Below are 25330 nucleotides of genomic sequence, written 5' to 3'. Positions count from 1 at the left end.
GGCGGTCCGCTCAGGCGGGTATTTCGATGCGCAGCGCGGGGTCGTTCACCATGTCCGGCTGTAGTGCGATGGTTTCCTCTGTTCGCCACCGTGCATGCCAGATCGGTACGCCGCCAGGGAGATTCAGCTCTCGCGGGGTGGTGAGCAGGGGCAGGTCGAGGCGGGCTGACGTGACGGTGACGGTCGCGTTCGTCGGGGTGTGCGACCAGACGTCGTCGACCGCGTTGGTGATTCGGACGCCGAGCCGGTGACCCGTGGCCAGGCGGGCGTCCTGCCAGATCATCCGGATCCCGGATTCGGGGCGGACCGGCGCGATGCCGCGGGTGATGACGGTGGCGCGGCCGTCCGGGGCGATGTCGTAAAGCTCCAGTGCGACAGTCGATTCGGGCGGGCCGGACAGGGTCAGGGCGGCAGTAGCGCGGCCCGCGAGGTGGACCGGCTCGGTCACCGGCGCGGAGATCGACCAGATCTCACGGTCGGCGCCGGGCAGCAGGGTGCGATCGTGGAAGGTACCGGTGCGCAGGGCAATCGATGCGCGACGGGAATCCGCGGGCGGCCAGACGGTTTCGCCGCGCCAGCCACCGTCGAACTGGCCGACGGTCACCGGCGGGCCGGGAACCGCTACGTCGACCCCGGCCACATGGCGGTCGAGGAAGGCGTACAGCTCGGCGCCGAAATGGGGTGTGCCGCACTTTTCGCGACAGTCCGAGTGGCCCCATTGGCCGAACCAGGCGCGGTGCTCGCCGGGGCCTCTGGCTTCCCACGCATCGATGATGCGGTCGGCTCGGGTGTTGGAGTCGAGAAAGCTCTGGCCAAGGAACATCGGGGTGGTGTTGCCGCGGACGGCCTCGACCATGTCGCGCTCGCGCCAGTCCGGGTTGGCGCCGTTGTGGTCGGTGGTGAGGGCGAGGTAGCGAGCGGCGCAATCCTGGGTCATCTGGACCGCATTTGCCTTGTACTCGTCGCCGTCATCCGGGTGACCGGGGGTCGAGGCGATGGCCAGGTGTTCGGCGCCCGCGGTGTCGGCGGGGCGAATCCCGTCCTCGGTCAACGGTTTTCCGCCGAACTTCCACGCCGTGCCCTGCATGTAGAGGTACGAGAAGGCATCGACGACCGGTTCGAACGCCGCGACCGCTGCCAGCCCCTTGGGCTTCGCGGCCAGAGCCATCATCCCGGTCCACCCCTCATAGGACGTCCCGACCATCCCGACCCGGCCAGTCGACCACGGCCTGCTCGCCGCCCATTCGACCGCCGCCGCCACATCCGACTGCTCCCCCGGACCACCGAAATCGGGACACCCGTTGGACCCACCGAAGCCGCGCAGATCGACGATCACGTACGTGTATCCGGCGCCCAGCGCCCACTCGACCGGCAGGTTCTCGATCGACGGTCCGCCACCGGGCCGGGGCTGGGACAGGTACGCCAGATGCGCGCGGTACGGACTGGCGGTCATCAGCACCGGAGTCCGCGCGTCAGCCGGCAGACCCGGCGGCCGGAGAATATCCGCGTGCAGCCGCGTCCCGTCAGGCGCGGTCAGATACTCCTGGGTCCAGGTGAATGCCACATTCACCGGCTCGGCCGTCGCCGGCGCCACCATCCCGAGCACCAACGCCACACCGGCCACTACCCGCGCCGCCACCACACCCAATCGCACCCCCGGACTATTGCCGCTCCCCGCCCCCACGTCCAGCCCCGATTATCCGGGGCGTGTCGGGCCACCGCGTGCCGAGCAACATCCCGTGCTGCCGGAACCGGCCCGATGCCGGCAGCCGGAGTACCGTCGGGATGCGGACGTAAGGGGTGGATATGCCGTTGGTATGGATGGTTGTTGGCATCGTGGTGTTCGCTGTCGCCCTCGACCGGCTGTTCGTGCTGGCTGAGGTGCGTGGCTGGATCGCTCCTCGGGGCAAGTTCGGTTCCGGTGGTGCCGCGGGGCTTTTCGGGGAGTTGCAGGCGCTGTTCGCTCCGTCGAGCCAGCACACCCAGCAGGAGATTCGAAGCCGCGAGGTGCGGGGCGAGCAGCTCGAGAGCGGCGCCAGCCCACTGGGAGTTGACCTTTCGCTCGGCATCGCGCGCCTGCCCAATCCGAAAGGCGAGCCGAACCCGCCGGAAAACTGATCAGGGCCGATCCACGCGGCAGCCGATCGCCCGAACTCGGTCCACGGTCGCGATCCAAAATCTAGCAGCGCTAGACATGCTAGCGAGCTGATGCTACCGTTGATCCAGTTTCTAGCGTCGCTAGTTTTCAGGAAAGAGAAGCCGCAAATGCTCATTGTCACCGGCCAGATCATCGCCACCATCGCCGTTCTCGCGAATGCCGTCGTCTATGGCACAGATGTCTGCGCGGCCGTGATCACGCGGTCGGTGTACCGCAAGCTCGATGACGCGACCGTCACCCTCAGCGCGGGGTGGGGTCACTACTACGGCGACAAGCGCATGCCGATTGTCGGTTCGGGTGGCATTGTCACCGCGGTGCTCACGCTGCTGATCGCGCTGGTGGCCGGGCAGACCGGCGCCGCTGTCGCGGCCGGGATCACGGTGGCGGCGCTGCTCACCTGGCTCGCCCTCTACGTCCGCATCGCCAAGCCGATCAATTCCCAGCAGACCGCCGCCGCGCTGAGCGGCATCATTCCGGCCGATGCCCGTGCGCTGCAGGACAAGTGGGACAGCATGCTGAAGTACCGGGTCACCCTGCAGTTCATCGCCATCGCCGGCCTGTGCGCCGCGCTGATCCTGTTCTGATATCGAATTCACCAGGAGTATCGACGTGCCCTTCACCAGCAATGAACAGCAGTTCCTCGCGGAGGCCGGGATCGGCCGACTCGCCACGGTCTCGCCCGACGGCATTGTGCAGAACAATCCGACCAGCTATCGGGTGAACGCCGACGGCACGATCGACATCGGGGGCATGCGGATGCGTGCCAGTCGCAAGTACCGCAATGTCGAAGCGGGTAGCCGGGTGTCGTTCGTGATCGACCAGCAGGTTTCCTTGGAGCCCTATGTGATTCGCGGCATCGAGGTACGCGGCACGGCCGAAACGCTCGACGACGAGGAGCCGCCGTTCCCGCCCCAGGAACGCGCGGTCATCCGCATCCACCCCGAACGGATCATCTCCTGGGGTATCGACGGCGGATCCTTCGACTTCACCAGTCGCGGCGCCGAGTAGTCAGAAAGCAAGAATCCCCCCTGGCTAGGCCAGGGGGGATTCTTTGCACTGATCACTGCGTACCGGATGGGCTAATCAGGCCCATTCCCGCAGGTCAGGATCACACGTCGTAGTAGAGCTCGAACTCGTACGGGTGCGGGCGCAGGTTGACCGGCGCGATTTCGTTGTCGCGCTTGAGCTGGATCCAGGTCTCGATGAGGTCAGGCGTGAAGACGTTGCCCTCGGTGAGGTAGTCGTGGTCCTGCTCGAGGCGATCGATGACCGCGGACAGGCTGGTGGGGGCCTGCGGGATGTTCTTGGCCTCCTCCGGCGGGAGCTCGTAGAGGTCCTTGTCGACGGGCGCCATCGGCTCGATCTTGTTCTTGATGCCGTCCAGGCCTGCCATCATCATGGCGGCGAAGGCCAGGTACGGGTTACCCGAGGAGTCAGGCGCGCGGAACTCGATGCGCTTGGCCTTCGGGTTGTTGCCGGTCACCGGGATACGCACGGCGGCCGAGCGGTTGCGCTGCGAGTACACCAGGTTGATGGGGGCCTCGTAGCCCGGCACCAGACGGTGGTACGAGTTGACGGTCGGGTTGGTGAACGCCAGCAGCGACGGGGCGTGGTGCAGGATGCCGCCGATGTAGTGACGCGCCAGATCCGACAGGCCGCCGTAGCCGGCCTCGTCGTGGAACAGCGGCTTGCCGTCCTTCCACAGCGACTGGTGCACGTGCATACCCGAGCCGTTGTCACCGAAGAGGGGCTTCGGCATGAAGGTGACCGACTTGCCGGCCTTCCACGCGGTGTTCTTCACGATGTACTTGAACAGCTGCAGGTCGTCCGCCGCCGAGAGCAGCGTGCCGAACTTGTAGTTGATCTCGGCCTGACCGGCGGTGCCGACCTCGTGGTGGCCGCGCTCGAGCTCGAAGCCCGCGTTCTGCAGGTTGGTCGAGATCTCGTCACGCAGGTCGACGTAGTGGTCGTACGGGGCGACGGGGAAGTAGCCACCCTTGTTGCGGACCTTGTAGCCGAGGTTGCGGCTGCCGTCCGGGTTGAACTCCTTGCCGGTGTTCCACGAACCCGACACGGACTCGATCTCGTAGAACGAGCCGTTCATCTCCGAGCCGTAGCGAATGCCGTCGAAGATGTAGAACTCGGCCTCGGCACCGAAGAACGCGGTGTCGGCGATACCGGTCGAACGCAGGTACTCCTCCGCCTTGCGCGCGATGTTGCGCGGGTCGCGGGAGTACGCCTCACGGGTGAACGGGTCGTGCACGAAGAAGTTCAGGTTGAGCGTCTTCGCATTGCGGAACGGGTCGATCCGGGCGGTGCTGAAGTCGGGGAGCAGGAGCATGTCCGACTCGTCGATCGACTGGAAGCCACGCACCGAGGAGCCGTCGAACGCCAGACCCTCTTCCGCCAGGTCGGCGGTGAACGCCTTGGCCGGGATCGAGAAGTGCTGCTGGACGCCGGGCAGGTCGGAGAAGCGGATATCGACGTATTCGATGTCCTCTTCCTTGATGTACTGGATGACCTCTTCGGCCGTGCTGAACGTCACTTGCTCTCCTTACGAATCGGTTCCCAGCCAGTCGCGATGCTGGCCCTTTCGAACGACCTGCGAGCAGTCGCTACGAAGGGGTTCGTCGCGACCTGACGCTAAGGACGCGGTGTTTCCCAACAGTCAAGGCTGTGTTTCGCCAGTGTTACGCGAACCGGATGCCTGGTGATGTCCGCCATCCGGGCGCGACCTTCACGCTAATCCTGCCATCCGCGCGATCGCGCGCTGACGTGACCTCCATTAATGCGGTCGTGGGCGACGGATCGCGCGCCTCTATCCTGGGTGTCATGGCGCGTATTACCGGCACATGGCTCTCCGGATCCCCGGGCGAACCCGGCGACTCGGATATCTCCGGCTACCCGGGTGAGCTGTACGGGCTGCCGCGCGAGGGCGCGGGATCGCTCGCTCCGACGTGGCGCCGCGTCGTCGCGCTGTTCATCGACTGGTTCATCGCGGTCGGGATCGCGGCGGTGATCACCCGCAGCTTCGCGTCGTCGTCGGTGCCGCTGCTGGTGTGGTTCGTGGTCGGCGTGGCCGCGGTGACGCTGTTCGGGTTCACCCCCGGCCAGTACTTCATGCGGCTGCGGGTGCTGCGGATCGACGCACCGGTGGCGGTGGGGTTCGTGCGCGCGCTGGCCAGGCAGGTGCTGCTGGTGTTCGTGGTGCCTGCGCTGTTCACCGACGCCGACGGCCGCGGCATGCACGACCGGGCCACCGGGACGGCGCTGGTCAACGCCCGCTGAGCGGTCAGCCCGGCTGAGCGCCTGCGTCCGTTGGGCCTGCTCATGGTCGCGCGCGGCCCTACGATCAGGCCGTGTCACTGAATCCGGCCATGCTGGCCGTGCGTTTCCTGCTCGAATTGATCGCCGTGATCTCGTTCGGAGTGTTCGGCTGGCGTGCCTTCGATTCCCCCTGGCGATATCTGCTCGTCGTCGTGCTGCCGGTCGCGGCGGCGCTGCTGTGGGGAACGTTCGCGGTGCCCGATGATCCGAGCCGCGGCGGCGACGCGACGGTGCCGGTCCCGGGCCCGGTGCGACTCGGCGTCGAGTTCGCGGTGCTGTTCGGCGGGGCCGCGGCGCTCTGGGCCGCCTCGCTGCCGCGACTCGCGCTGATCTCGGCGGCCGTGCTCGTCGGCTACCACCTGCTGGCCTACGACCGGATCCTGTGGCTGCTGACCGGGCGCGAACCCAACGCCTGAAACGCCACGAGCCCGTCACCTGCGATCAGGTGACGGGCTCGAGACGGTAGTGCGGTTCAGCGGCGACGGATCGCGCGCTGCATGCCCTTCATCTTCGCGCCGGGGGGCATCGGGCCCTTCGGCATCGCGGGACCACTGCGTGAGCTCAGGGCCGAGAGCCTGCCCTCGATCTGGTCGATCCGCTTGACATCGATGTTGCGCGGCAGCTTGGTGAGGTATTTCTGCAGCTCCTTGAGGGGAGTCTGGCCTTCCTCGTTGCCGACGATCACTTCGTAGATGGGGGTGTCACCGACCAGGCGGGCGGTGCGCTTCTTCTCCTGCTGAATGAGCGACTTGACCCGCTGCGGCGAACCCTCGGCGACGAAGATCACCCCGGGCAGGCCGATGACGCGGTGCACGGCGTCGAGCTGGGTGGTCGCGGCGACGCCGTTGGCGACCCGCCACTTGCCCTGCAGGTTCTCCAGCACCCACGCCGCGGCGCCCGCCTGACCCTCGGCCTTGCGGTACACGTTCTTCTGCACGCGGCGCCCGAACAGGATGAATGCCAGCAGCACACCCAGCAGCAGACCCAGCGGCAGCAGGAACCACTGCATGTCGAAGATCAGCCCGATGAGGAAGAAGACCACCGTGGTGCCGACCAGTGCGCCGATCATCAGCGGCAGCAGCGCCTTGTCTTCCTTGCGCTGCATGTTGAACGCCTGCCACAACTGCTGACGACGCTCGCGTGATGCCTGCTTACGGGCCGCTTTAGCCGCGGCCCTGGCTTCCTTCGACGGCTTGCCGCCCTTGCCTCCTGCCATGGTGCCAGCTTAGATGGCGCGTCGCCGGAGCGTCGGACCGCATCACACCGGACCGCGATCCCGGCGTTTCGGGCACCTTTGGCGGGCAAACCGCGCCGACAGAGACCACAATGGCGCAGGTGCGCCCGATCACCGAGAACGCTGCCCTCTCCCCCGTCACCGAGGGTGTCGACGACGAGGTCGCCCGGCGGCTGGCGGTCGCGTTGCAGTGCGTGACGGTGTCGACGGAGGATCCCGCGCACACCGCCGACACGGAGTTCGCGCGCCTGGCCACCCACCTCGAGACCTCGTTCCCGCGCGTGCACGCCGAGCTGACATCGACGACCTTCGGCCACAGCAGGCTCTACCGCTGGGACGGTGTCGAGCCGGGCACGGTGTCGGCGATCCTGCTCGCCCACCAGGACGTGGTGCCGGCCGACGACGCAGACGGCTGGACCCATCCCCCGTTCGCCGGTGTCGTCGACGACGAATTCATCTGGGGCCGTGGCGCGATCGACGACAAGAGTCGTGTGCTGGCCGTGCTGGAAGCGGTCGAATCGGCACTGGAAGCCGGAATTCGCCCGCGCCACACCATGTTCCTCGCGTTCGGGCACGACGAAGAGGTCTTCGGCGACGGCGGCGCGGTGCGGATGGCCGAGTACCTACGCGACCAGGACGTGCGCGCGGAACTGTTGCTCGACGAGGGCGGGGTGATCACCGAGGGCGTCGCCGACGGCGTGGACCGCCCGGTGGCCAGCATCATGCTCGGCGAGAAAGGTTATGCGACGGTGCGGCTTTCGGTCACCGAGACCGGCGGCCACTCGTCGATGCCGGGCAAGCAGACCGCGGTGGGACGGCTGGCTCGCGCGGTCGCGCGGGTGCAGGATCATCCGATGCCGCTGCGGCTGACGCCGGTGATCAGCGACATGCTCGCCCGCATGCGCGAAGCACTTCCCGAGCCGCGACGCCGGCTGCTCGCACTCACCGACTCGCGCGCGATGGCGACACTGGCCGCACCGCTCCTCACCAGAATCATGGCGGCGGGCCCGACCACCGAGGCCCTCGTCCGCACCACCACCGCACCCACGGTCATCAGCGGCGGCGTGAAGGCCAACGTGCTCCCTCAGAGCGCCGAGGCACTGGTGAATTTCCGTATCCTGCCCGGTGATTCGGTGGCGGCGGTGCTCGCGCACTGCGCTCGGGTGATCCGCGATATCGGCGTGGCGATCGACCTCGTCGGACCCGCGTCGGAGCCCTCGCGGTTCACCCCGCCCGGCCCGGCGTTCGACCTGGTCGCCGAGCTGGCCGCGAGCGTGGTGCCCGGAATCGTGACCACCACCGGGATCGTTCCCGGCGCCACCGATGCACGCCACTACGACGGCTTGGCCACGACCCGCTGCAACTTCGCGCCGATCGTGTTGACCCCCGCCGACCTGGCGCGGATCCACGGAACCGACGAGCGGATCTCACGACTCAACTACGCTCGGCTGATCGAGTTCAACCGGCGTCTGATCGAGCGGCTCGCCGCGGCGCCCGAAGCCACAGGAGCGCCACGATGACGACGGACACGGGCGAGTTCGCGGGCCACGGCGGCAAGATCGCCTGGCGCGCATGGCAACCCGAGACGGCCCCGCGCGCGGTGGTGGTGCTGGTGCACGGCGTCGCCGAACACTCGGGCCGCTACGAGCACGTCGGCGCCACCCTGGCCGACGCGGGGTTCGCGGTGTACGCGCTCGACCACATCGGGCACGGACTGTCCGAGGGGCCCGCGGCCAATATCGGTTCGATGCAGGGCGCCGCCGACAATGTCGCGACGCTGCTCGAGTTCGCGGGTGCCGCCCATCCGGGTGTCCCGCGGTTCCTGCTCGGCCATTCGATGGGCAGCCTGGCGGTACTGCACCTGGCGACCCGCGGACCGGTCGACGTGGCGGGCGTCGTGGTGTCCGCACCACCCCTCGACATCCCGCTCGGCAACCCGATCCAGCGCCTCGCCGCTCCCCTGCTCACCCGGTTCGCGCCTAATCTCGGTGTGCTGACACTGGATTCGTCCACGATCAGCCGCGACCCCGAGGTGGTGCGCGCCTATGACGACGACCCGCTGGTCTTCCGCGGCAAACTGCCCGCGCGCACCGCCGTGGAGATCCTGGAACACACCGCGCTGGTGAAGCGACGGCTCGGTGCGCTTACCGCGCCGCTGCTGGTGCTACACGGCACCGCTGATGTCATCGCGGCACCGTCGAGCGCCGATCTGCTCGAAAGCGACGCGGGCTCGGTCGACGTGACAGTCCTGCGCTACCCGGGGCTCTACCACGAGGTGTTCAACGAACCCGAGGGTCCACAGGTACTCAGCGATGTCACCGACTGGCTGACAGCCCATGTTACCGATCAGTAAGTTCGCGCTCGGGTGACCTAGTAGACTCACCACTCATGACCACGTCTACCGGCGCCGTTGCCTTCATCCGCGCGAGCTGGCACAGCTCCATCGTCAACAAGGCACACGAGGGCTTCCTCGCCGAATACACCGGATTCGGGTTCGACCCCGCGGTCGTCGAGGTGTTCGACGTCCCCGGCGCGTTCGAGATCCCGCTGCACGCCCAGCGCCTGGCTCGCACCGGCCGCTACGAGGCGATCGTCGCCGCGGCCCTGGTCGTCGACGGCGGCATCTACCGCCACGACTTCGTCGCCACCGCGGTGATCGACGGCCTGATGCGCGTGCAGCTCGACACCGATGTGCCGGTGTTCTCGGTGGTGCTCACTCCGCACCACTTCCACGAGCACAGCGAGCACGTGGACTACTACACCAACCACTTCGTGACGAAGGGAGCCGAGGCTGCCCGCGCGGTGGCGAACACCCTCAGCTCCCTGCGGTCGCTGCCTACGTCTCGCTGACTACTTGAACTGGGTCAGACAGGCCTGTTCACCGCTGAGGACACCGGTGCGGAAAGCCTCCAGGCGCTGATATCCGCTCGGCACCACCTTGCCGTTGACGTCGGCGGCCGCGAGGCCGTCGGCGAGCAGGCCCGAGACCGCCTCGTCGAGGTCACCGGCCGACAGGCGCGGATCACTGCCCGGCTCACTGAGTTTCGTGGTGAGCACACCCGTCAGGCACGCGGTGCGCAGACCGGCGGACTCTGCACCCGACAGTGACAGCTTGCGATCCTGCTGCACCGCGAGGGCATAACGCGACACGAACACCGCCGCCGCGTTGTAGTCGCCGGTGACGACCGCCGACAGCGGCTCCTCCTTGGTACTGGCCCCCTCGCCCGCGCGCTTGGCCATCGCGGGAATGTCGGTGCCGATGGTGTTCGAGCCAGGGCAGTAGGAGACCGGCTCGGTGGTGGTCGTCGAGGAGCAGTTGCGGGTGACACCCGCGTAGTCGAACTTCGGCGCGTTCTTCACCGGCATCGACTTGCCCAGCTGGGCGGCCAGGGTGGTCAGCGTGTCCTTGTTCACCGGGAGCTGCTCGTCGCGCTCCCCTTCTTCGAAGGTGACAGGCAGGCCTGCGCGACGCTTCTCGATCTCGTCCTCGTTGATGTCCTTGCACGACTTGGCGCCCTGGGTGTATCCCATCTGCACCGCCGTGACCCGCTCGAACGCCGAACCGTGCACGGCGTCGGGATCATTGGGGTCGCGGTCGCGCACGGCGACGGTCGCACCGAGCACGCCGTTGAGGCCGTCGGTGGTGTTGAGCGTGAAGTGCTTCGAATTGCCTTCTGCCACATGGCGAAGGAACACACCGGCCAGGCAGTCGGCCTGCTGCTCCTTCACCAGGGCGTCGGTGAGGAGCCCGCGCAGCAGGTCGGCCTGGGACTGGATGGCGTGCCCGTACTCGTGGGCGAGCACCATCACCACCGACATCTCCTTGTACTTGTCGACCAGCAGCGGCAGCAGGACGGTGCGGTCCCAGCCGATGGTGTGGTCGAGCGGGCAGTACGCCGCGTTGACCAGCTTGTAGGTGCTGCTCTTACAGAACTGCACCGACTCCGCTTCCGGCGCCTTCGCCGACCACGAGATGTACTTCGAGGCGGGCTTGAAATTGCCGCGGAAGGTCTTGGAATACTCGGTCTGCCAGTACTCTTCGATGTCGGCGATGGCGTTGAGAGCGAGCTTGTCGATCTTGCCGTTGTCGCCGTTCTCGGCCTTCTTGTCGGTGTCGGGCACACCGGGGCGCGATCCGCTGGGTCCGGTGGACGACGCCGCGCCCGCCACCTCCCACGGGTTGTCCATCACCGGCTGCGCCTGGTCGCTGGCGACTGTTGTCGCGCTGCAACCGGATACGAGCATGCCGATACTCACCAAAGCTGCCATGGCCGCGCCGAACCGATGTCTTCTCATGCGCTGTCCTCCCCGGGAAATGACGCGGACCGTCGTGCGGTCCGCTATCGAGCGATCACATCGTAAACGACTGCTGTCACAGGTCCATTCGGATCGTGGCCAGCACCGCGCGGTGGTCGGAGCCGGGGATGGTGAGCGTGCGGATCTGTTCGGCCACGCCGCCTGCGACGAGGATGTGATCGATCCCGATCACCGGTCCCCATCGGCGATCCGCCGGGTAGGTGAGCAGGACACCGTCGCCGGTCTGGTCGGCGGCCGAGGCGAAGGCGCCGTCGAGCAGGGCTCGATAGGCCGAATGGTCATGTGTCGCATTGAAATCCGCGCCGACGACCGCGGGCACACTTGTCGCCGCGAGGATTTCGTCGATCTTGCGCATCTCCGCCGACCAGGCCGCGAAGTCGAGATTAGGCGGGATCGGGTGAAAGGCGAACACCGACATCGGGCCGCGCTGTGGATGTTCCATGGTCGCGGAGATATTGCTCATGGTGAACCCGTCGTATTTCTTGATGTCGCGCAACGGGTATCGGCTGTAGATGCCGGTGCCACCCCCGCCGGACTGAGCGGGCTCCAAGTAGAAGTAGGGCAGCCTTTGTTCCAGACCCGCGTCGCGCAAGCGCACGATCGAGTCGTTGGTCAACTCCTCGACGGTGAGCACGTCGACGTTGTTGTCACGCACCGTCGAGACGACCGCGACAGGATCGGCGAGCCCGAACAGAATGTTGGACTGCAGCACCACGAGTTCCGGCCCCGTGGCGGCCCTGGCCTCCGGAATGTAGGACGGCACCACCAACCACGCGGCACCGGCAAGCACCAGCGCCGCCGCTCCCGAGCTGCGCCACCCCCGCGCGAGCAGCAACAACGCCAGCCCGACGACCGCGCCGAGCATCAACCACATCGCCCCCGACGCGAGCAGCACCATCGACTTCTGCGGCCAGTCCACCACATGCAACACGATCCCGGCCACCGCCGCGACCACCGCGCCCCACCCCAGCACCAGCAACGTTCGCTGCACCCATTTACGCATCATGCGGCCACCCTAAGCGGCGCGACTTTCGAGTCCCTTATGACCGTCATGAGGACTTCCTGAGGGCCTACAATGGCCGCCGACCAGGAGGCGTGAGGTGTACATCGAGGAATTCACCGCGGCGGGGCCGCTGACCGAGCACGCGGTCGAGGAGCTGATGACCGTCGCGAACAAGTACACCTCGGCGATCACCATCACCATCGGCGAGCGCACCGTCCAACTCCCGGTTCTCCCGGTCTGCTGGGACGAACTGTCCGTCAGCGCGGGCACCACGATCACGGTGGAGGCCGACCGCGGCTATCGACCGGCCGATATCGAGGACCGCACCGCGCTGACCGATTTCGTCACGACCTTTCAGCGCGCGACCGGTCAGCGCTAGAGCGGCAGGCCTGCCTCGATCCAGTTGTAGGCCTGGATCTTTCGGGACTGGGGGTCGTTGACGACCTGGTTGATGAGGTCGTTGATCTGGTCGGTGGACAGGGGGTAGCCGTAGTGCTCGGCGGCGCCCGCCGACGCCCACAGGGACGCGAAGAGACCGGGGCCGCCGAGGATGTGCGACAGGGCGGTGGCTACCTCGTCGACGGTCTCGATGACCCCGTGGACCAGCGCGATCGCGATGTCCTCGTCTCCGGGGGGCATGCCGGGTGCCAGCGCACCGGACTCCACGGCGCGCTGGGCCAGCCAGGCGCGTGGGACCAGCGGGCTCGGGCCGATCGCGTCGCCGAGGAAGTAGCGCCATTCGCCGGGGTTGCCCTGGTCGAAGGCGTGGATGTAGAAGGTGCGGGTGAGCGCCCACAGCGCGATGTAGCGCAGGGCGAGCTGTTCGGGACCGAGGTGAGCGTCGGGGCCCTCGACCCGGTCCTTCTCGAGCTGATTCCAGGCGAAGCGGAACCAGACCTGTTCGGAGTTGCCGACCCAGGTGGCGGGCAGGCGGTCGGCCAGCACGGCCAGGTCGGCGGCCGGGCCGTCGAAGCCGGTGTCGCCGGAGGCCTCCACGCGCAGGTTGTCGACGTAACCGCGCAGGGCGTCGACGGAGGTGAACACCGCGTAGCCCAGTTGGGCGAAGCGGGTGAGGTCGGCGTTGGACGGTTCGAGCACGAGCACCACCGGCATGCCGACGCCGGGCTGTAGGCCCTCGGGCCAAAAGGCTTCGGCGACAGCGAGTTCGCGGCCGGTGACCGGGTCGGAGACCTCGCTGTCGAGCAGCGGGAAGCCGAAGCCGTCGGCGATGAGGTCGTCGACCAGCGCGTTGACCTGGTCCACCGCCGGATCGCCGATGGTCACCCCGGCCACACCCACCGTCAGCAGGGTCGGGCGGTGCAGCTTGCCGGTGCGCAGCTTCTCCAGGAAGGCGTCGGCCGAGGTGGAGAGCAGTTTGCGGCGCGCCCGCAGGAACTCTCGGTAGTTCTCCACCCGCCACAGCGCCGGGTCCGTCGGAATCCACTGCGAGGCGAGCACACCCGGGTTGCGTCGCTCCATCTCGGCGAAGTAGTCGGCGGGCTCGCGCTCACCGAGCTCGGCCTCCGAACCGGGGCTGAGGAAGCAGAAGTTGGCGATCGCGTTGATCTCGTTGCGTTCGTAACCGGCGTCGCGCAGCAGGGTTTTCGGGAACAGGTAGTGGACCTGCACCGGTGTGCGCTCACCGAACTGCTCGATGCCGAGCTCCGAGCCGGTGCCCAGATCGCGCGAACCGTCGACGCGGGTCAGCATGTACAGCAGCGGATAGAACCGGGAACCGCGGGTGGCACCGGCGAAATCGTCGGCGCACAGGTCGAGCGAGCCGCCGCGCAGCCGTTCCAGCGAGCCGATCAGCGCGTTGATCCCGCCGCGTTCGAGGGTGTCGTAATCCTGTTGCAGGAACGTCTCGGTGGAGCCACTGAATCGGCCCCACAGCGCGGAGTGCACGTACCAGTACAGCACTCGATCGCGGTGCAGATCGTCGTCGAAGCCGCCGCCGTTGAGGAACAGCAGCCGGGTGATCACGGGAATCGCGTAGCGCCCCATGAGGACTCGGTCGTGATCGAGACCGAGCCTGCCGCCCACGGTATCGAGGAAGGTATCGACCTGCTTGGTGGTGTCCACCAGTGCCTGCTCGAATTCCGCGGGCGCCAGATCGCCCAGCGCGTCGAAGTGCGCGCGCCCGTTGCCGACCGCGATCACGTTGCGCAGCAACCAGTCCAGGGTGAAGGTGTAGCCGTCCTTGTCCCAGCGGATCAGGTGGTCGCGCAGGTTGCCGCGAGCCTGGGGCCACTGCGCGCACAGGGTGGCCAGGGCGAGGTCGCCCTTGGACAGTTTGGTGCCGCCGGAGTTGACCCGGTTGAAGATGTCGACCACCTCGTCGACCGTGCGGTCCGAGCCGGTGATGGTCTCGACATTGAACTCGCGGTTGGTGACCTCGCGAACCTTGTTCAGCCGATCGAGATAGCGGGCAAGGGTTTCCGGTGACTCGTCAGGGAACCTGGCCAGGTAGTGCATCGGGCCCTGAGCGAACAATTCGGTGATATCGATCCAGGCCGGCGCGGTATCGCGACCGGGCACCTGAAATTCGAACAACTCACGCTCGACATCGAAATGCAATCCGGTGAAGGCGATCTCGTCGCCTTCGAAGAACGACGGCGCCGTCCCGCGCACGATCCCGTAGAGCGTGGTGATGCGCTGCTGCCCGTCGAGCAGCAACTGCCGCAGCCCAGAGCCGGTCGTCGACCCGCGCACCGCGATCTCCTCGGACCCGGTCTCCCACACCAGCAATCCACCGACCGGATACCCGAGATACAGCGACCGCATGAGTCCACGGACCTGGTCGCGGTTCCACACGTACCCACGCTGGAATTCGGGCAACAGCACAGCACCGGAGTCGATCTGGTCGAGCAGGGTGGACAGACGTGTCACGGCAGCCTTTCGATCGAGATCCGGTGGCGGACAAGCGCCCCATCGTTGCACGGATCGTACCGACACATCCCGACATGCCAGCGGCCGAACGGAACTGGCGCTTCTACTCCATCCCGGACACGGCGGTCCGGAAAGCCTGCGAGGCATAGAACGGAGCCAGCCTGCGCCGCAACACGGTGTCGAGATACCCGCGCTCGTCGAGTGTTTCGAGGACCGGCGGACCGAAACGCAGCGCCTCCTCGATCATCTCCGCGCGCCCCACCCCCAGCTCAGCCAGCAATTCGGCAAGGGGGGTGTCGCCGTATTTGTCGAAAACGTGGTCGATGCCCTCGTCGAGCAGGGCGTGGAAGTAGTCGGTATCGCGGAAGGAGCGCCAGAATTCGAAGATGAGCACGACGATGTCTTCGACATCGTCGGCCGAGACCAGTTCGCGGAACGAGCCGACCGCGTCGCCGGTGTGCTTGCGCCAGGTCTCGCGGGCACTGTCCAGCAGCACGTCGTCGGCATCACCGCTGTTGCCGCGCAGCACGAATCGCGCGCCGGTGCGGGTGAGCCTGCCGACGCCGTTCTCGATCGCGGGCATCGCGGGTTCGGCCAGTCTCGACAGGGCGCTGCGCAGCGAACGGGTCAGGCCGCCACCGTCGGGGTGTAAGCCGTCGTCGACCGCGGTGACCACCGCACGCTGGACCGCCTCGACGCACGCGTCGACGGTGACCGGGCTGTCGAGCACCAACCGGACCAGCCGGTGGGTGAGATCCAGATCGGCGACAGCGTCGATCAGCTCGTCGAACCGGCGGTTGTCGACTAGTTCGCCGACCTCGATCTCGTCATTGGCGCGATGGTTGTACAGCCGCGTCGCGATCTCACCGACGAGTTCGGGAATCGCGCCCTCCACCGGAACCTGCACGGCGAACTTGTGCGCGACCGCTTTGATCTGCTCGCGCGTGACCGCCTCGGCGAGGGTCAGCACCGCGGCTTGGTCGAGCGCGCCGTCGACCTCCTCGGTGACGAACTCGAGGAAGCCCTCTGGTTCGCGCAATTGCTGCTTGGTGAACGCCACGTGCGCGTCGAGCACTCGCATTGCCAGGTCGACGTGACCACTGTTCATCTCACCCATGGTGCCCAGATTGACACAGTCCGCGACCTGATGGGAAAAGCGCGCACACATCGGTTGCCTGCGGCCGCGACACACCGGTCTGCCACGGCAAACTCCGCCCACATTCCGGTGTGGCGACCCGAAAGGCGCGGTTTGCTGGCGAGTATGGCATACTGGGTTGCTGAGACTGGGCTGATCGCAAGTGATCGCCATGGCTCACCTACGGAAAAGACTTTTAAAACATGACTCAAGGCACCGTCAAGTGGTTCAACGGCGAAAAGGGCTTCGGCTTCATCGCCCAAGACGGAGGCGGCCCCGACGTCTTCGTTCACTACTCGGCTATCGGCGGCTCGGGCTTCAAGTCCCTCGAAGAGGGACAGCGGGTGGAGTTCGAGGTCGGCCAGGGCCAGAAGGGCCCCCAGGCCCAGGACGTCCGCGCCATCTGATTTCGGCGTGAACTGAAAAAGCCCCGCACCAGTGGTGCGGGGCTTTTTCATGTCCTCATTCGCCCCCGAATACGCGCTCGACGACCGCTTTCGCGCGGCGGGTGATGCGCATGTAGGTGTCGAGGAACTCGCTGCCGTCGTCGTTGGGCCAGCCTGCTACCCGGGCGACCGCCGACAGCAGCTGGCCGGGGCCGGGGAGCTGGTCGGTGGGTTTGCCCTTGACCAGGACCAGGGCGTTGCGGGCGGCGGTGGCAGTGATCCACGATTCGCGCAGGAGCGCGACGTCTTCGGGTTCGAGGATGCCTTCGGCCCCGATGACGTCGAGGGCCTGCAGGGTCGAGGTGTTGTGCAGGGCGGGAACCTCGTGCGCGTGGCGCAGCTGCAGGAGCTGGACGGTCCATTCGATGTCGGCGAGACCGCCGCGGCCCAGCTTGGTGTGGGTGGACGGGTTGGCGCCGCGGGGGAGGCGTTCGGAGTCGACGCGGGCCTTGATGCGGCGGATCTCGCGGGCCGATTCCTCCGAAACACCGCCGGCCGGATAACGGATCGGGTCGATGACGTGCAGGAAACGCACGCCCAGATCCTGATCGCCTGCCACCTGGTGGGCGCGCAACAGCGCCTGCACCTCCCACGGCTGGGCCCATTGGGCGTAGTAGGCCTGATAGGCGGCCAGCGTGCGAACCAGCGGCCCGTTGCGGCCCTCGGGGCGCAGGCCCGCGTCCACCTGCAAGGGCGGATCGACGCTCGGTGCGCCGAGCAGCCGCTGGACCTGTTCCGCGATCCCGTTGGCCCATTTCACCGCGGTGGCCTCGTCCTCGCCGGGGCGCGGATCGCAGACGAACAGCACGTCGGCGTCGGAGCCGTAGCCCAGTTCCATACCGCCGAGCCTGCCCATGCCGATCACCGCGAAGTCGGCGGGTGCCGGCGCGCCGCGTTCGGCCTCGGAAGCGCGAATGACGGCGCTCAGTGCCGCCTCGAGTACCGCGACCCAGACCGACGACAGTGCGGCGCACACCTGCGGGACGTCGAGCATGCCGAGCACGTCGGCCGAGGCCACGCGGGCCAGCTCGTGGCGGCGCAGTGAACGTGCCGCCGCGACAGCGCGTTTCGGGTCGTCGTAGCGGGCCGCCGCGGTCTGCATGCCGCGGGCGACATCTTCGGGTTTGGTGGTGAGCAGCTGCGGACCGCCGGGGCCGTCGGCGTACATCCGGATCGTGTCCGGGGCGTTGATCAGCAGGTCGGGCAGATATTCCGAGGAGCCGAGCACGATCATCAGACGTTGGGCGACGGCGCCTTCGTCGCGGAGTTCGCGCAGGAACCAGATCTGGTCGTCCAGCCCCTCGGACACGCGCCGGTACGCGAGCAGGCCCGCGTCGGGATTCGGTGTGTCACCGAGCCATTCGAGCAGCGTCGGCAGCAGCAGCGCCTGAATGCGGCCCTTGCGCGAGACGCCACCGGTGAGTGCTTTGAGATGACCGAGCGCGTTGGCCGGTGCGCCGTAGCCCAGGGCGGCGAGCTGGCGGACGGCGGCGTCGGGGCTCAGGCGCAGGGCGTCGGAGTCCATCCGGGCGACCGCGTCGAGCAGCGGACGGTAGAAGAGTTTCGCGTGCAGGCGCCGCACCCGCACGGCGTTGCGACGGATGTCGGTGTCGAGCACGCCGACCGCGTCCTGGCGGCCGTCGGGGCGGATGTGGGCGGCGCGGGCGAGCCAGCGCATGCCGTCGGCGTCGTCGGCGGCGGGCAGCGTGTGGGTGCGCTTGAGCCGCTGCAGCTGCAGGCGGTGTTCGAGCAGGCGCAGGAATTCGTAGGACGCGGCGAGGTTGGCGGCGTCGTCGCGGCCGACGTAGCCGCCCGCGGCCAAGGCCGTCAGCGCCTCGACGGTGTTGGTCACGTGCAGCGCGTCGTCGACCCGGCCGTGCACCAATTGCAGGAGCTGTACAGCGAATTCGACATCGCGCAGGCTGCCCGCGCCGAGCTTGAGTTCGCGCTCGCGCATGTCGGCGGGGACCAGGTCCTCCACTCGGCGGCGCATGGCCTGGACGTCGGCGACGAAGTCGGGGCGTTCCGACGCGGTCCAGACCATCGGCATCAGCGCGTCGCGGTACTGCTTGCCGAGTTCCAGATCGCCGGTCATCGGCCGGTTCTTCAACAGCGCCTGGAACTCCCAGGTGCGCGCCCACCGCTTGTAGTAGGCGAGGTGGGAGTCGAGGGTGCGCACCAGGGCGCCCGCTTTGCCCTCGGGGCGCAGCGCGGCGTCGACCTCGAAGAAGGCCGAACTCGCGACGCTCATCATCTCCGCGGCCAACCGGGTCGCGGTCGCGTCGGCCGGTTCGGCGACGAACACCACGTCGACATCGCTGACGTAATTCAGTTCGCGCGCACCGCATTTACCCATCGCGATCACCGCGAGGCGCACCGGCACCGGGCCGTCCTTGCACACCCGGGCCACCGCGACCGACAGGGCGGCGGTGAGCGCGGCATCGGCCAGATCCGACAGGTGCTTGCCGACCACCAGGTACGGCGGAACCGGTTCGTTCTCGACCGTGGAGGCGAGGTCGACCGCTGCCAGCAGCATCAGCTGATCGCGATATCTGCTGCGCAGCAACGCCACTGCTTCCGGACCCGCGATACCGGCGCGGAACAGCATCGGTCCCGCGTTGGGTCCGGTCTCCGGTGTCGCGTCCACGGCGTCGAGCAGATCGGCGATCAGCTCGTCGCGGGAGGGAAGTTCGTTCTGACGCAGCACTTTCCACGCGTCCGGGACGGCGACGAGGTGGTCGCCGAACGCCGTCGACGACCCGAGCAACCCGAACAGCCTGCCGCGCAGGGTGGTATCGGACCGGATCGCCGAATCCAGTTCAGGCCAGGCGTCTTCGAGCGATTCGCGTATCCGCACGAGCGTCGACAGGGCGAGATCGGCATCGGGCGAACGCGACAGTGCCCAGAGCACGGGTACACCGTCGACGTTGTCCCAGCCGAGCTGGTGCAGTGAGTCCGCCGCTGCCGGTTCGAGCAAACCGAGCCGGCCGACGCCGGGTACAGCGGAGCGGGCAGTCGGTGGCCGGACCATGGGGTTAAAACTACTACGCCACCGACTGCGTCACGTCACAAGCTCAGGTACTCCTTGAGCTCCCAGGGGGTGACCTGGCTGCGGTAGTCGGCCCACTCGCGGCGCTTGTTACGCAGGAAGAAGTCGAAGACGTGTTCGCCGAGGGTTTCGGCGACCAGCTCCGAGCGCTCCATCGCCTGCAGGGCCTCGTCGAGGGTGCCGGGCAGGGTGCGGAAGCCCATGGCGCGACGCTCGGCATCGGTCAGCGACCAGACGTCGTCCTCGGCCTCGGGGGGCAGGTCGTAGCCCTTCTCGATGCCGCGCAGACCGGCGGCCAACAGCACCGCGAAGGTCAGGTACGGGTTGCAGGCCGAGTCTGGGCTGCGGATCTCGACGCGACGCGAGGACGACTTGTTCGGCGTGTACATCGGCACCCGCACCAGCGCCGACCGGTTGGACCGGCCCCAGGAGGCCGCGGTCGGGGCTTCGCCGCCGTGGATCAGGCGCTTGTAGGAGTTGACCCACTGGTTGGTGATCGCGCTGATCTCGGGGGCGTGCTCGAGGATGCCCGCGATGAACGAACGCGCGGTGCCCGAGAGGTTGTTCGGGTCGTCGGGATCGGCGAAGGCGTTGTTCTCGCCCTCGAACAGGCTCATATGCGTGTGCATGGCCGAGCCGGGGTACTGCGAGAACGGCTTCGGCATGAACGTCGCGCGCACGCCTTCGTCGATCGCGACCTCTTTGATCAGGTAGCGGAAGGTCATCACGTTGTCGGCCATCGACAGCGCGTCGGCGTAGCGCAGGTCGATCTCCTGCTGGCCGGGAGCGCCCTCGTGGTGGCTGAACTCGACCGAGATGCCCATCGACTCGAGCGAGTCGATGGCGTGGCGGCGAAAGTTCGGCGCGGCGTCGTGCACGGCCTGGTCGAAGAAGCCGCCGTTGTCGGCCGGGGTCGGCTCGTAGCCGTCCTTGAGCTGGCTCTTCAGCAGGAAGAACTCGATCTCGGGGTGCACGTAGCAGCTGAAGCCCGCGTCGGCGGCCTTGTTCAGCTGGCGGCGCAGCACGTGGCGCGGATCGGCCCAGGACGGCGAACCGTCGGGCATGGCGATGTCGCAGAACATCCGCGCCGAGTGCTGGTGACCCTTGGAACTGGCCCAGGGCAGCACCTGGAAAGTCGACGGATCGGGCCGCGCCACCATGTCCGCCTCGGACACGCGCGCGAAGCCTTCGATGGCCGAGCCGTCGAAGCCGATGCCCTCCTCGAAGGCGCCTTCGAGCTCGGCGGGGGCGATCGCGACGGACTTGAGGTAGCCCAGCACATCGGTGAACCAGAGACGGACGAAGCGGATATCCCGTTCTTCGAGCGTCCGCAGCACGAATTCCTTCTGGCGATCCATACCGGCGAGCGTAAGCACCCGGCGTTAAATCCGTGTTACATACGCGGACGGGTTTGCGATCTCGTCACATCGTTCGCACATCTCACCGGCCACGACGGGGCGCGGTGAGAAAAAGTCACTCTCAGCATGTGAGACCGGATGCGGGCGTGGCGAGATCGACGAGGTAGTCGATCACCGCGCGGTCGAGGCACTGATCCCCCGCCACGAGCGCGGCGGTATGCCGGTTGCCGCGGAAGGTGATCAGGTCGGCGCCGAGCTGGGCGGCCAGGTCGACACCGGCCTGATAGGGCGTGGCCGGGTCGTCGGTCGTCGAGACCACCACCGTCTTGGGCAGCCCGGGCGCCGAGATGCGGTGCGGAGAGCTGGTGTTGGCCACCGGCCAGGCGGCGCACAGTTCCAGCGGGGCCGCGCCGGTGCCCTTGCCGTCGTCGAGGAACGGGGCGGCCTTGCGGTATTCGGTGTCCTGGCGACCGGTCACCGCGGGATCGGTGACGCGGGGATCGTCGATGCAGCGGATCGCGTTGAAGGCGTCCTGCGTATTGGAATAGGTGCCGTCCGCGCGGCGGCCGTCGTACATGTCGGCCAGTTGCAGCAGGGTGTCGCCGTTGCCCGCGCGCAATTCGGTGAGGCCCTGGGTGAGGATCTGCCACAGATCGTCGCTGTAGAGGGCCTGCTGGACGCCGGTGATGGCGTCGTTGTAGCTGAGGCCGCGCGGGTCGGTGGTCGGCGCCGGGGTTTGCTCGAGCGGGCCGACCAGCTCGCGGAAGCGGGCGACCGCCTTGGCCGGATCGGTGCCGAGGGGGCAATCGGCGTTCTTGGAACAGTCGTCGGCGTAGGCGTTGAACACGCCCTGGAAGCCCGCCGCTTGGCGCAGCGATTCCTGGACTGGGTCCTGGGAGGAGTCGACGGCACCGTCGAGCACGAGCGCGCGGACGTTCTGGGGGTACTTCTCGGCGTAGGCAGAGCCGAGGCGGGTGCCGTAGGAGTAGCCGAGGTAGCTCAGTTTCGCGTCACCGAGGACCGCCCGCATGACATCCATGTCCTGGATCACCTCGCGCGTGCCGACGTGTCCGAGCAGGTCGACTCCCGAGCGCTGGGCGCAGCGGTCGGCGTACTCGCGGTTGTCGGCCTCGGCGTCGGCGATGCCGGCCGGGGTGTTGTCGGTGGGCGGCTCGGCGCGTTCGGCGTCGGCCTGCTGTGGGGTCAGGCAGACGATTGTGGGCACCGACGAGCCGACACCGCGCGGATCGAAGCCGACCCGATCGAACTTCTCGGCCAGTTCGGTGCGGTTGCCGACGCCGACCATCGACAGGCCGGAGACGCCGGGCCCGCCCGGGTTCATCAGCAGCGAGCCGACCTTCTTGCCGGTGGCCGGGATCCGCGAGAGCGCGATCTGGGCAGTCGGGCCGTCCGGGCGCGCGTAATCGATCGGCACGGTGATGCGCGCGCACTCGGTATTGGGCGGCAACCGGTCCTCCGGGCTGCCGTACTCCGCACACGAGCCCCAGCTGATCTGCTGGTCGTAGAAGGCGTTCAGGCCGGGTGGGGACGGGGGCAGTTCAGCGCGGGGTGCGCTGCCCTCGCCGGTGCTGCATCCGGTGACGATCAACGCAGAGACAGCGCCGAGGAGCACGACGAGCCGGCCTCGCTGCACAGTGGGCCCACCTTTCCGCGCCCTGCGGCGCACACAATGCGCCCGGATGGGCTCGTATCACGGTAGCCGAATCGACGATGTGACCGATCACACCGCCACCGGGCCTTAAATCCGCGCGTACGCAGGTGGCACACTGGGATTGTCAGAAAAGCCCGGGGACCCGGTATGGGCCTCGAGGAACCAGACGAAAGGGACGATGATGTCCGTATCCGATGAGCAGAGTCCTGCCTACGGTGCCACTCCCGCCGAGACCAAACCACGCCGCAAGACCCGCGTCCAGCATCTACAGCAGATGAAGGTCGACGGTGAGCGCTGGTCGATGTTGACGGCCTACGACTACTCGTCCGCCCGGCTGTTCGAGGAAGCCGGTATCCCCGTTCTCCTGGTCGGCGATTCCGCCGCCAATGTCGTGTACGGCTACGACACCACCGTGCCGATCACCATCGACGAGCTCATCCCGCTCGTGCGCGGTGTCGTCCGCGGCGCACCGCACGCGCTGGTCGTCGCCGACCTGCCGTTCGGAACCTACGAGTCCTCGCCGCAGCAGGCGCTGGCGACCGCCATCCGTTTCATGAAGGAGGGCGGCGCGCACGCGGTGAAGCTCGAGGGCGGCGAACGGGTCGCCGAGCAGATCGCGCTGATCACCTCCGCCGGCATTCCGGTGATGGCCCACATCGGGTTCACCCCACAGAGCGTGAACACCCTGGGCGGCTTCCGCGTGCAGGGCCGCGGCGACGGCGCCGAGCAACTGGTCGCCGACGCGATCGCCGTGCAGGAAGCCGGTGCGTTCTCGGTGGTGATGGAAATGGTCCCCGCCGAGATCGCGGGCCAGGTCACCCGCAAGCTCACCATCCCCACCGTCGGCATCGGCGCCGGCGCCGACTGCGACGCCCAGGTACTGGTCTGGCAGGACATGGCCGGCTACACCAGCGGCAAGACCGCCAAGTTCGTCAAGCGCTTCGGCAACGTCGGCGACGAACTCCGCACCGCCGCGGCCACATACGCCGCCGAAGTCCGCCAAGGCACCTTCCCAGGCCCCGAACACAGCTTCTGACCGCAGAACAACAAACCGTCCCCGTCTTCCACACCCCACAAAACCCAACCACCGCCCTCCCGACCCTTAGGGAGGGACGGCCACGAAGTGGCCGGTCGCGGCCGGGTCGCCGGTTAGGCGCCGTTGCGTAGGCGACGAAGGAGCAAGCAACGGCGCCTAACCGGCGGCCCCTAGGGGCCGCGACTCGAGCGCGCCAGCGCTCCAATAAACACAGCCAGCGCCTTCAGGACTACCCAAACCCCAATTCCCCGCTCTCACACCCAACGCACCAATGGCAGACTCGATAACGACACTGTTCGACTACCAGAGGTACCGATGCCGCGACGCCGTTGGATTTCCCGTTCTGTGCTGTTGATGGCGGGCTCGCTCGCTGTCGCTTCCCTGACCGCGTGTGGGGGTGTACAACCGGCGCCCTCCGGCAGCGCGGGCACCACCACCTCGTCCGCGGCGACAACGACGCCCGCCGGGACTCTGACCATCAGCCCCTCATCCGCCACACAGCTGTGCGACATGATCAAGCCCGAGCTGTCCAACTTCCGCGTACAGGGCCCGACCCTCGGCAGAATCTCGCTCAACGCCATGGTGCACGACTGGGGCTTGCGCAACGGCGGCATCAACGGCCACGTGCTCGCCGACAAGGCGATGATCGACCGGGTGACCACCGAGAGCTGCCCCGAGGTGCGGACCGAGGCGCTCACCGCCCTCGAATTGCCCTCCCTCGCCGCGGGATTGGCGTTCTGATGCGTACCCTCTACCCCGAGATCGAACCGCTCGAGCAGGGGCTTCTCGACGTGGGTGACGGCCAGTCGGTGTACTGGGAGGTCAGCGGCAACGCCGACGGCAAGCCGGTGGTGTTCGTCCACGGCGGCCCCGGCGGTGGCACCGGCCCGCTGCAGCGGCGTTTCTTCGATCCGGCCGTGTACAAGATCGTGCTGTTCGATCAGCGCGGCTGCGGAAAGTCCATGCCGCACATCGCCGATGGCGCGAGCCTCGACGGCAACACCACGCCGAACCTGATCGCCGACATGGAACTGCTGCGCGAGCGACTCGGGATCGACCGCTGGCAGGTGTTCGGCGGTTCGTGGGGGTCGACCCTCGGCTTGGCTTACGCCCAGGCCCACCCGGAGCGGGTGACGGAGCTGGTGCTGCGCGGCATCTTCTTGTTGCGGCGCAAGGAAATCGACTGGTACTACAACGGCGCCGCAGGCAATGTGTACCCCGCCGAGTGGGCGAAGTTCCTGGCGCCGGTGCCGGTCGAGGAACGCGCGGACGACCTCGTCGAGGTGTACCACCGGCTGCTGCACTCCCCCGATCCGCAGGTCGCGCTCGATGCCGCCGTCGCCTGGTCGACGTGGGAAGGTGCGACGAGTTCGCTGATCCCGCAACCGGATCGGGTCGCCGAAACCGCCGAGGCACGCTTCGCCCTCGCGTTCGCCCGGATCGAAAACCACTATTTTCGCCACGGCGGGTTCCTCGACGAGGGACAGTTGCTGCGAGACATAGATCGGATCGCCGACATCCCCGGTGTGATCGTGCAGGGCCGCCACGACATCGTGTGCCCCGCGGCGAGCGCATGGGATCTGCACACTGCGTGGCCGTCCTCGACCCTGCACATCGTCGAGGACGCCGGGCATACCGCGCACGAGCCCGGCATCACCCATCACCTGGTGGAGGCGACCGATACGTTCGGGAAGCGAGGCTGACAT

The 25330-nt window shown here is 67.6% G+C and carries 23 protein-coding genes; 13 read left to right on the top strand and 10 right to left on the bottom strand.

Annotation, left to right across the window (positions count from 1 at the left end; translation table 11 throughout):
• Positions 1–10: 10 nt before the first annotated feature.
• On the bottom strand, positions 11–1654 hold the full coding sequence (locus ACQHI0_RS03880) for a CocE/NonD family hydrolase (RefSeq protein ID WP_427906553.1): 1644 nt from the start codon (positions 1652–1654) through the stop codon (positions 11–13).
• A gap of 152 nt (positions 1655–1806) precedes the next feature.
• On the opposite strand from ACQHI0_RS03880, the gene ACQHI0_RS03875 reads away from it, so the two are divergent.
• The 3 genes from ACQHI0_RS03875 to ACQHI0_RS03865 all read left to right on the top strand — a co-directional run bounded on the left by ACQHI0_RS03875 (position 1807) and on the right by ACQHI0_RS03865 (position 3166).
• Positions 1807–2118, top strand: coding sequence for a DUF6191 domain-containing protein (locus ACQHI0_RS03875; protein WP_427906552.1), 312 nt, complete (start codon positions 1807–1809; stop codon positions 2116–2118).
• A gap of 147 nt (positions 2119–2265) precedes the next feature.
• Entirely contained in the window at positions 2266–2742 is a 477-nt protein-coding gene (locus ACQHI0_RS03870; protein ID WP_427906551.1) for a DUF1772 domain-containing protein, read from the top strand.
• 25 nt (positions 2743–2767) lie between these two features.
• Positions 2768–3166 carry a PPOX class F420-dependent oxidoreductase gene (locus ACQHI0_RS03865; protein WP_427906550.1) on the top strand — a complete coding sequence of 133 codons (399 nt, stop codon included), beginning with the start codon at positions 2768–2770 and terminating at the stop codon, positions 3164–3166.
• A 100-nt stretch (positions 3167–3266) separates the two neighbouring features.
• On the opposite strand, the gene glnA (ACQHI0_RS03860) is transcribed toward ACQHI0_RS03865, so the two are convergent.
• A complete protein-coding gene (gene glnA / locus ACQHI0_RS03860; protein ID WP_378907388.1) occupies positions 3267–4703 on the bottom strand; it encodes a type I glutamate--ammonia ligase in 1437 nt (478 codons plus the stop codon).
• A 287-nt stretch (positions 4704–4990) separates the two neighbouring features.
• On the opposite strand from glnA (ACQHI0_RS03860), the gene ACQHI0_RS03855 reads away from it, so the two are divergent.
• Positions 4991–5446: an RDD family protein gene (locus ACQHI0_RS03855; RefSeq protein WP_378712540.1), complete on the top strand. Its 456-nt coding sequence runs from the start codon at positions 4991–4993 to the stop codon at positions 5444–5446.
• Positions 5447–5517: 71 nt separating this feature from the next.
• The gene (locus ACQHI0_RS03850; RefSeq protein WP_427906549.1) at positions 5518–5901 is read left to right on the top strand and encodes a YrdB family protein; all 384 of its coding nucleotides are present in this window, start codon (positions 5518–5520) and stop codon (positions 5899–5901) included.
• A 56-nt stretch (positions 5902–5957) separates the two neighbouring features.
• Here the strand turns inward: ACQHI0_RS03850 and ACQHI0_RS03845 are convergent, their stop codons facing one another.
• Positions 5958–6701, bottom strand: coding sequence for a DUF4191 domain-containing protein (locus ACQHI0_RS03845; protein ID WP_056821069.1), 744 nt, complete (start codon positions 6699–6701; stop codon positions 5958–5960).
• Positions 6702–6820: 119 nt separating this feature from the next.
• Here ACQHI0_RS03845 and ACQHI0_RS03840 point away from each other — a divergent pair, with 119 nt between their 5' ends.
• The 3 genes from ACQHI0_RS03840 to ACQHI0_RS03830 are packed head-to-tail and all read left to right on the top strand — an operon-like array spanning position 6821 to position 9569.
• Complete coding sequence (locus ACQHI0_RS03840) at positions 6821–8239, top strand: M20/M25/M40 family metallo-hydrolase (RefSeq protein ID WP_427906548.1); 1419 nt, start codon at positions 6821–6823, stop codon at positions 8237–8239.
• The gene (locus ACQHI0_RS03835; RefSeq protein ID WP_427906547.1) at positions 8236–9072 is read left to right on the top strand and encodes a lysophospholipase; all 837 of its coding nucleotides are present in this window, start codon (positions 8236–8238) and stop codon (positions 9070–9072) included. Before ACQHI0_RS03840 ends, ACQHI0_RS03835 begins: the two co-directional genes overlap by 4 nt.
• A 35-nt stretch (positions 9073–9107) precedes the next feature.
• The gene (locus ACQHI0_RS03830) at positions 9108–9569 is read left to right on the top strand and encodes a 6,7-dimethyl-8-ribityllumazine synthase (protein ID WP_266299114.1); all 462 of its coding nucleotides are present in this window, start codon (positions 9108–9110) and stop codon (positions 9567–9569) included.
• Here the strand turns inward: ACQHI0_RS03830 and ACQHI0_RS03825 are convergent, their stop codons facing one another.
• Both ACQHI0_RS03825 and ACQHI0_RS03820 read right to left on the bottom strand, forming a co-directional pair.
• Complete coding sequence (locus ACQHI0_RS03825; protein WP_427906546.1) at positions 9570–11015, bottom strand: metallopeptidase; 1446 nt, start codon at positions 11013–11015, stop codon at positions 9570–9572.
• Between the two features lie 76 nt (positions 11016–11091).
• Positions 11092–12042 carry an endonuclease/exonuclease/phosphatase family protein gene (locus tag ACQHI0_RS03820; protein ID WP_427906545.1) on the bottom strand — a complete coding sequence of 317 codons (951 nt, stop codon included), beginning with the start codon at positions 12040–12042 and terminating at the stop codon, positions 11092–11094.
• A gap of 94 nt (positions 12043–12136) precedes the next feature.
• On the opposite strand from ACQHI0_RS03820, the gene ACQHI0_RS03815 reads away from it, so the two are divergent.
• The gene (locus ACQHI0_RS03815) at positions 12137–12418 is read left to right on the top strand and encodes a hypothetical protein (protein WP_427906544.1); all 282 of its coding nucleotides are present in this window, start codon (positions 12137–12139) and stop codon (positions 12416–12418) included.
• Here the strand turns inward: ACQHI0_RS03815 and ACQHI0_RS03810 are convergent.
• Positions 12415–14928, bottom strand: coding sequence for a GmrSD restriction endonuclease domain-containing protein (locus ACQHI0_RS03810; protein ID WP_427906543.1), 2514 nt, complete (start codon positions 14926–14928; stop codon positions 12415–12417). The genes ACQHI0_RS03815 and ACQHI0_RS03810 overlap by 4 nt on opposite strands.
• Positions 14929–15031: 103 nt before the next feature.
• The gene (locus ACQHI0_RS03805) at positions 15032–16036 is read right to left on the bottom strand and encodes a hypothetical protein (protein WP_427906542.1); all 1005 of its coding nucleotides are present in this window, start codon (positions 16034–16036) and stop codon (positions 15032–15034) included.
• A 230-nt stretch (positions 16037–16266) separates the two neighbouring features.
• Between ACQHI0_RS03805 and ACQHI0_RS03800 the strand changes: the two genes are divergently transcribed.
• On the top strand, positions 16267–16470 hold the full coding sequence (locus ACQHI0_RS03800) for a cold-shock protein (RefSeq protein ID WP_056821080.1): 204 nt from the start codon (positions 16267–16269) through the stop codon (positions 16468–16470).
• 55 nt (positions 16471–16525) lie between these two features.
• Here the strand turns inward: ACQHI0_RS03800 and ACQHI0_RS03795 are convergent, their stop codons facing one another.
• The 3 genes from ACQHI0_RS03795 to ACQHI0_RS03785 all read right to left on the bottom strand — a co-directional run bounded on the left by ACQHI0_RS03795 (position 16526) and on the right by ACQHI0_RS03785 (position 22570).
• Entirely contained in the window at positions 16526–19540 is a 3015-nt protein-coding gene (locus ACQHI0_RS03795) for a bifunctional [glutamine synthetase] adenylyltransferase/[glutamine synthetase]-adenylyl-L-tyrosine phosphorylase (RefSeq protein ID WP_427906541.1), read from the bottom strand.
• 35 nt (positions 19541–19575) lie between these two features.
• Entirely contained in the window at positions 19576–20916 is a 1341-nt protein-coding gene (gene glnA / locus ACQHI0_RS03790) for a type I glutamate--ammonia ligase (RefSeq protein WP_427906540.1), read from the bottom strand.
• A gap of 121 nt (positions 20917–21037) precedes the next feature.
• Positions 21038–22570, bottom strand: coding sequence for an alpha/beta hydrolase (locus tag ACQHI0_RS03785; protein WP_427906539.1), 1533 nt, complete (start codon positions 22568–22570; stop codon positions 21038–21040).
• A 199-nt stretch (positions 22571–22769) separates the two neighbouring features.
• Between ACQHI0_RS03785 and panB the strand changes: the two genes are divergently transcribed.
• The 3 genes from panB to pip all read left to right on the top strand — a co-directional run bounded on the left by panB (position 22770) and on the right by pip (position 25327).
• Positions 22770–23624 carry a 3-methyl-2-oxobutanoate hydroxymethyltransferase gene (gene panB / locus ACQHI0_RS03780; RefSeq protein ID WP_427906538.1) on the top strand — a complete coding sequence of 285 codons (855 nt, stop codon included), beginning with the start codon at positions 22770–22772 and terminating at the stop codon, positions 23622–23624.
• Between the two features lie 354 nt (positions 23625–23978).
• The gene (locus ACQHI0_RS03775; protein WP_427906537.1) at positions 23979–24365 is read left to right on the top strand and encodes a hypothetical protein; all 387 of its coding nucleotides are present in this window, start codon (positions 23979–23981) and stop codon (positions 24363–24365) included.
• A complete protein-coding gene (gene pip, locus ACQHI0_RS03770) occupies positions 24365–25327 on the top strand; it encodes a prolyl aminopeptidase (RefSeq protein ID WP_427906536.1) in 963 nt (320 codons plus the stop codon). The genes ACQHI0_RS03775 and pip overlap by 1 nt, the downstream gene beginning before the upstream one ends.
• Positions 25328–25330 lie beyond the last annotated feature (3 nt).

Source organism: Nocardia sp. FBN12, assembly GCF_050320175.1.
GTDB lineage: Bacteria > Actinomycetota > Actinomycetes > Mycobacteriales > Mycobacteriaceae > Nocardia.
The sequence above is the reverse complement of the archived record's forward strand: the minus strand, read 5'-3'. Positions and strand labels throughout refer to the sequence as shown.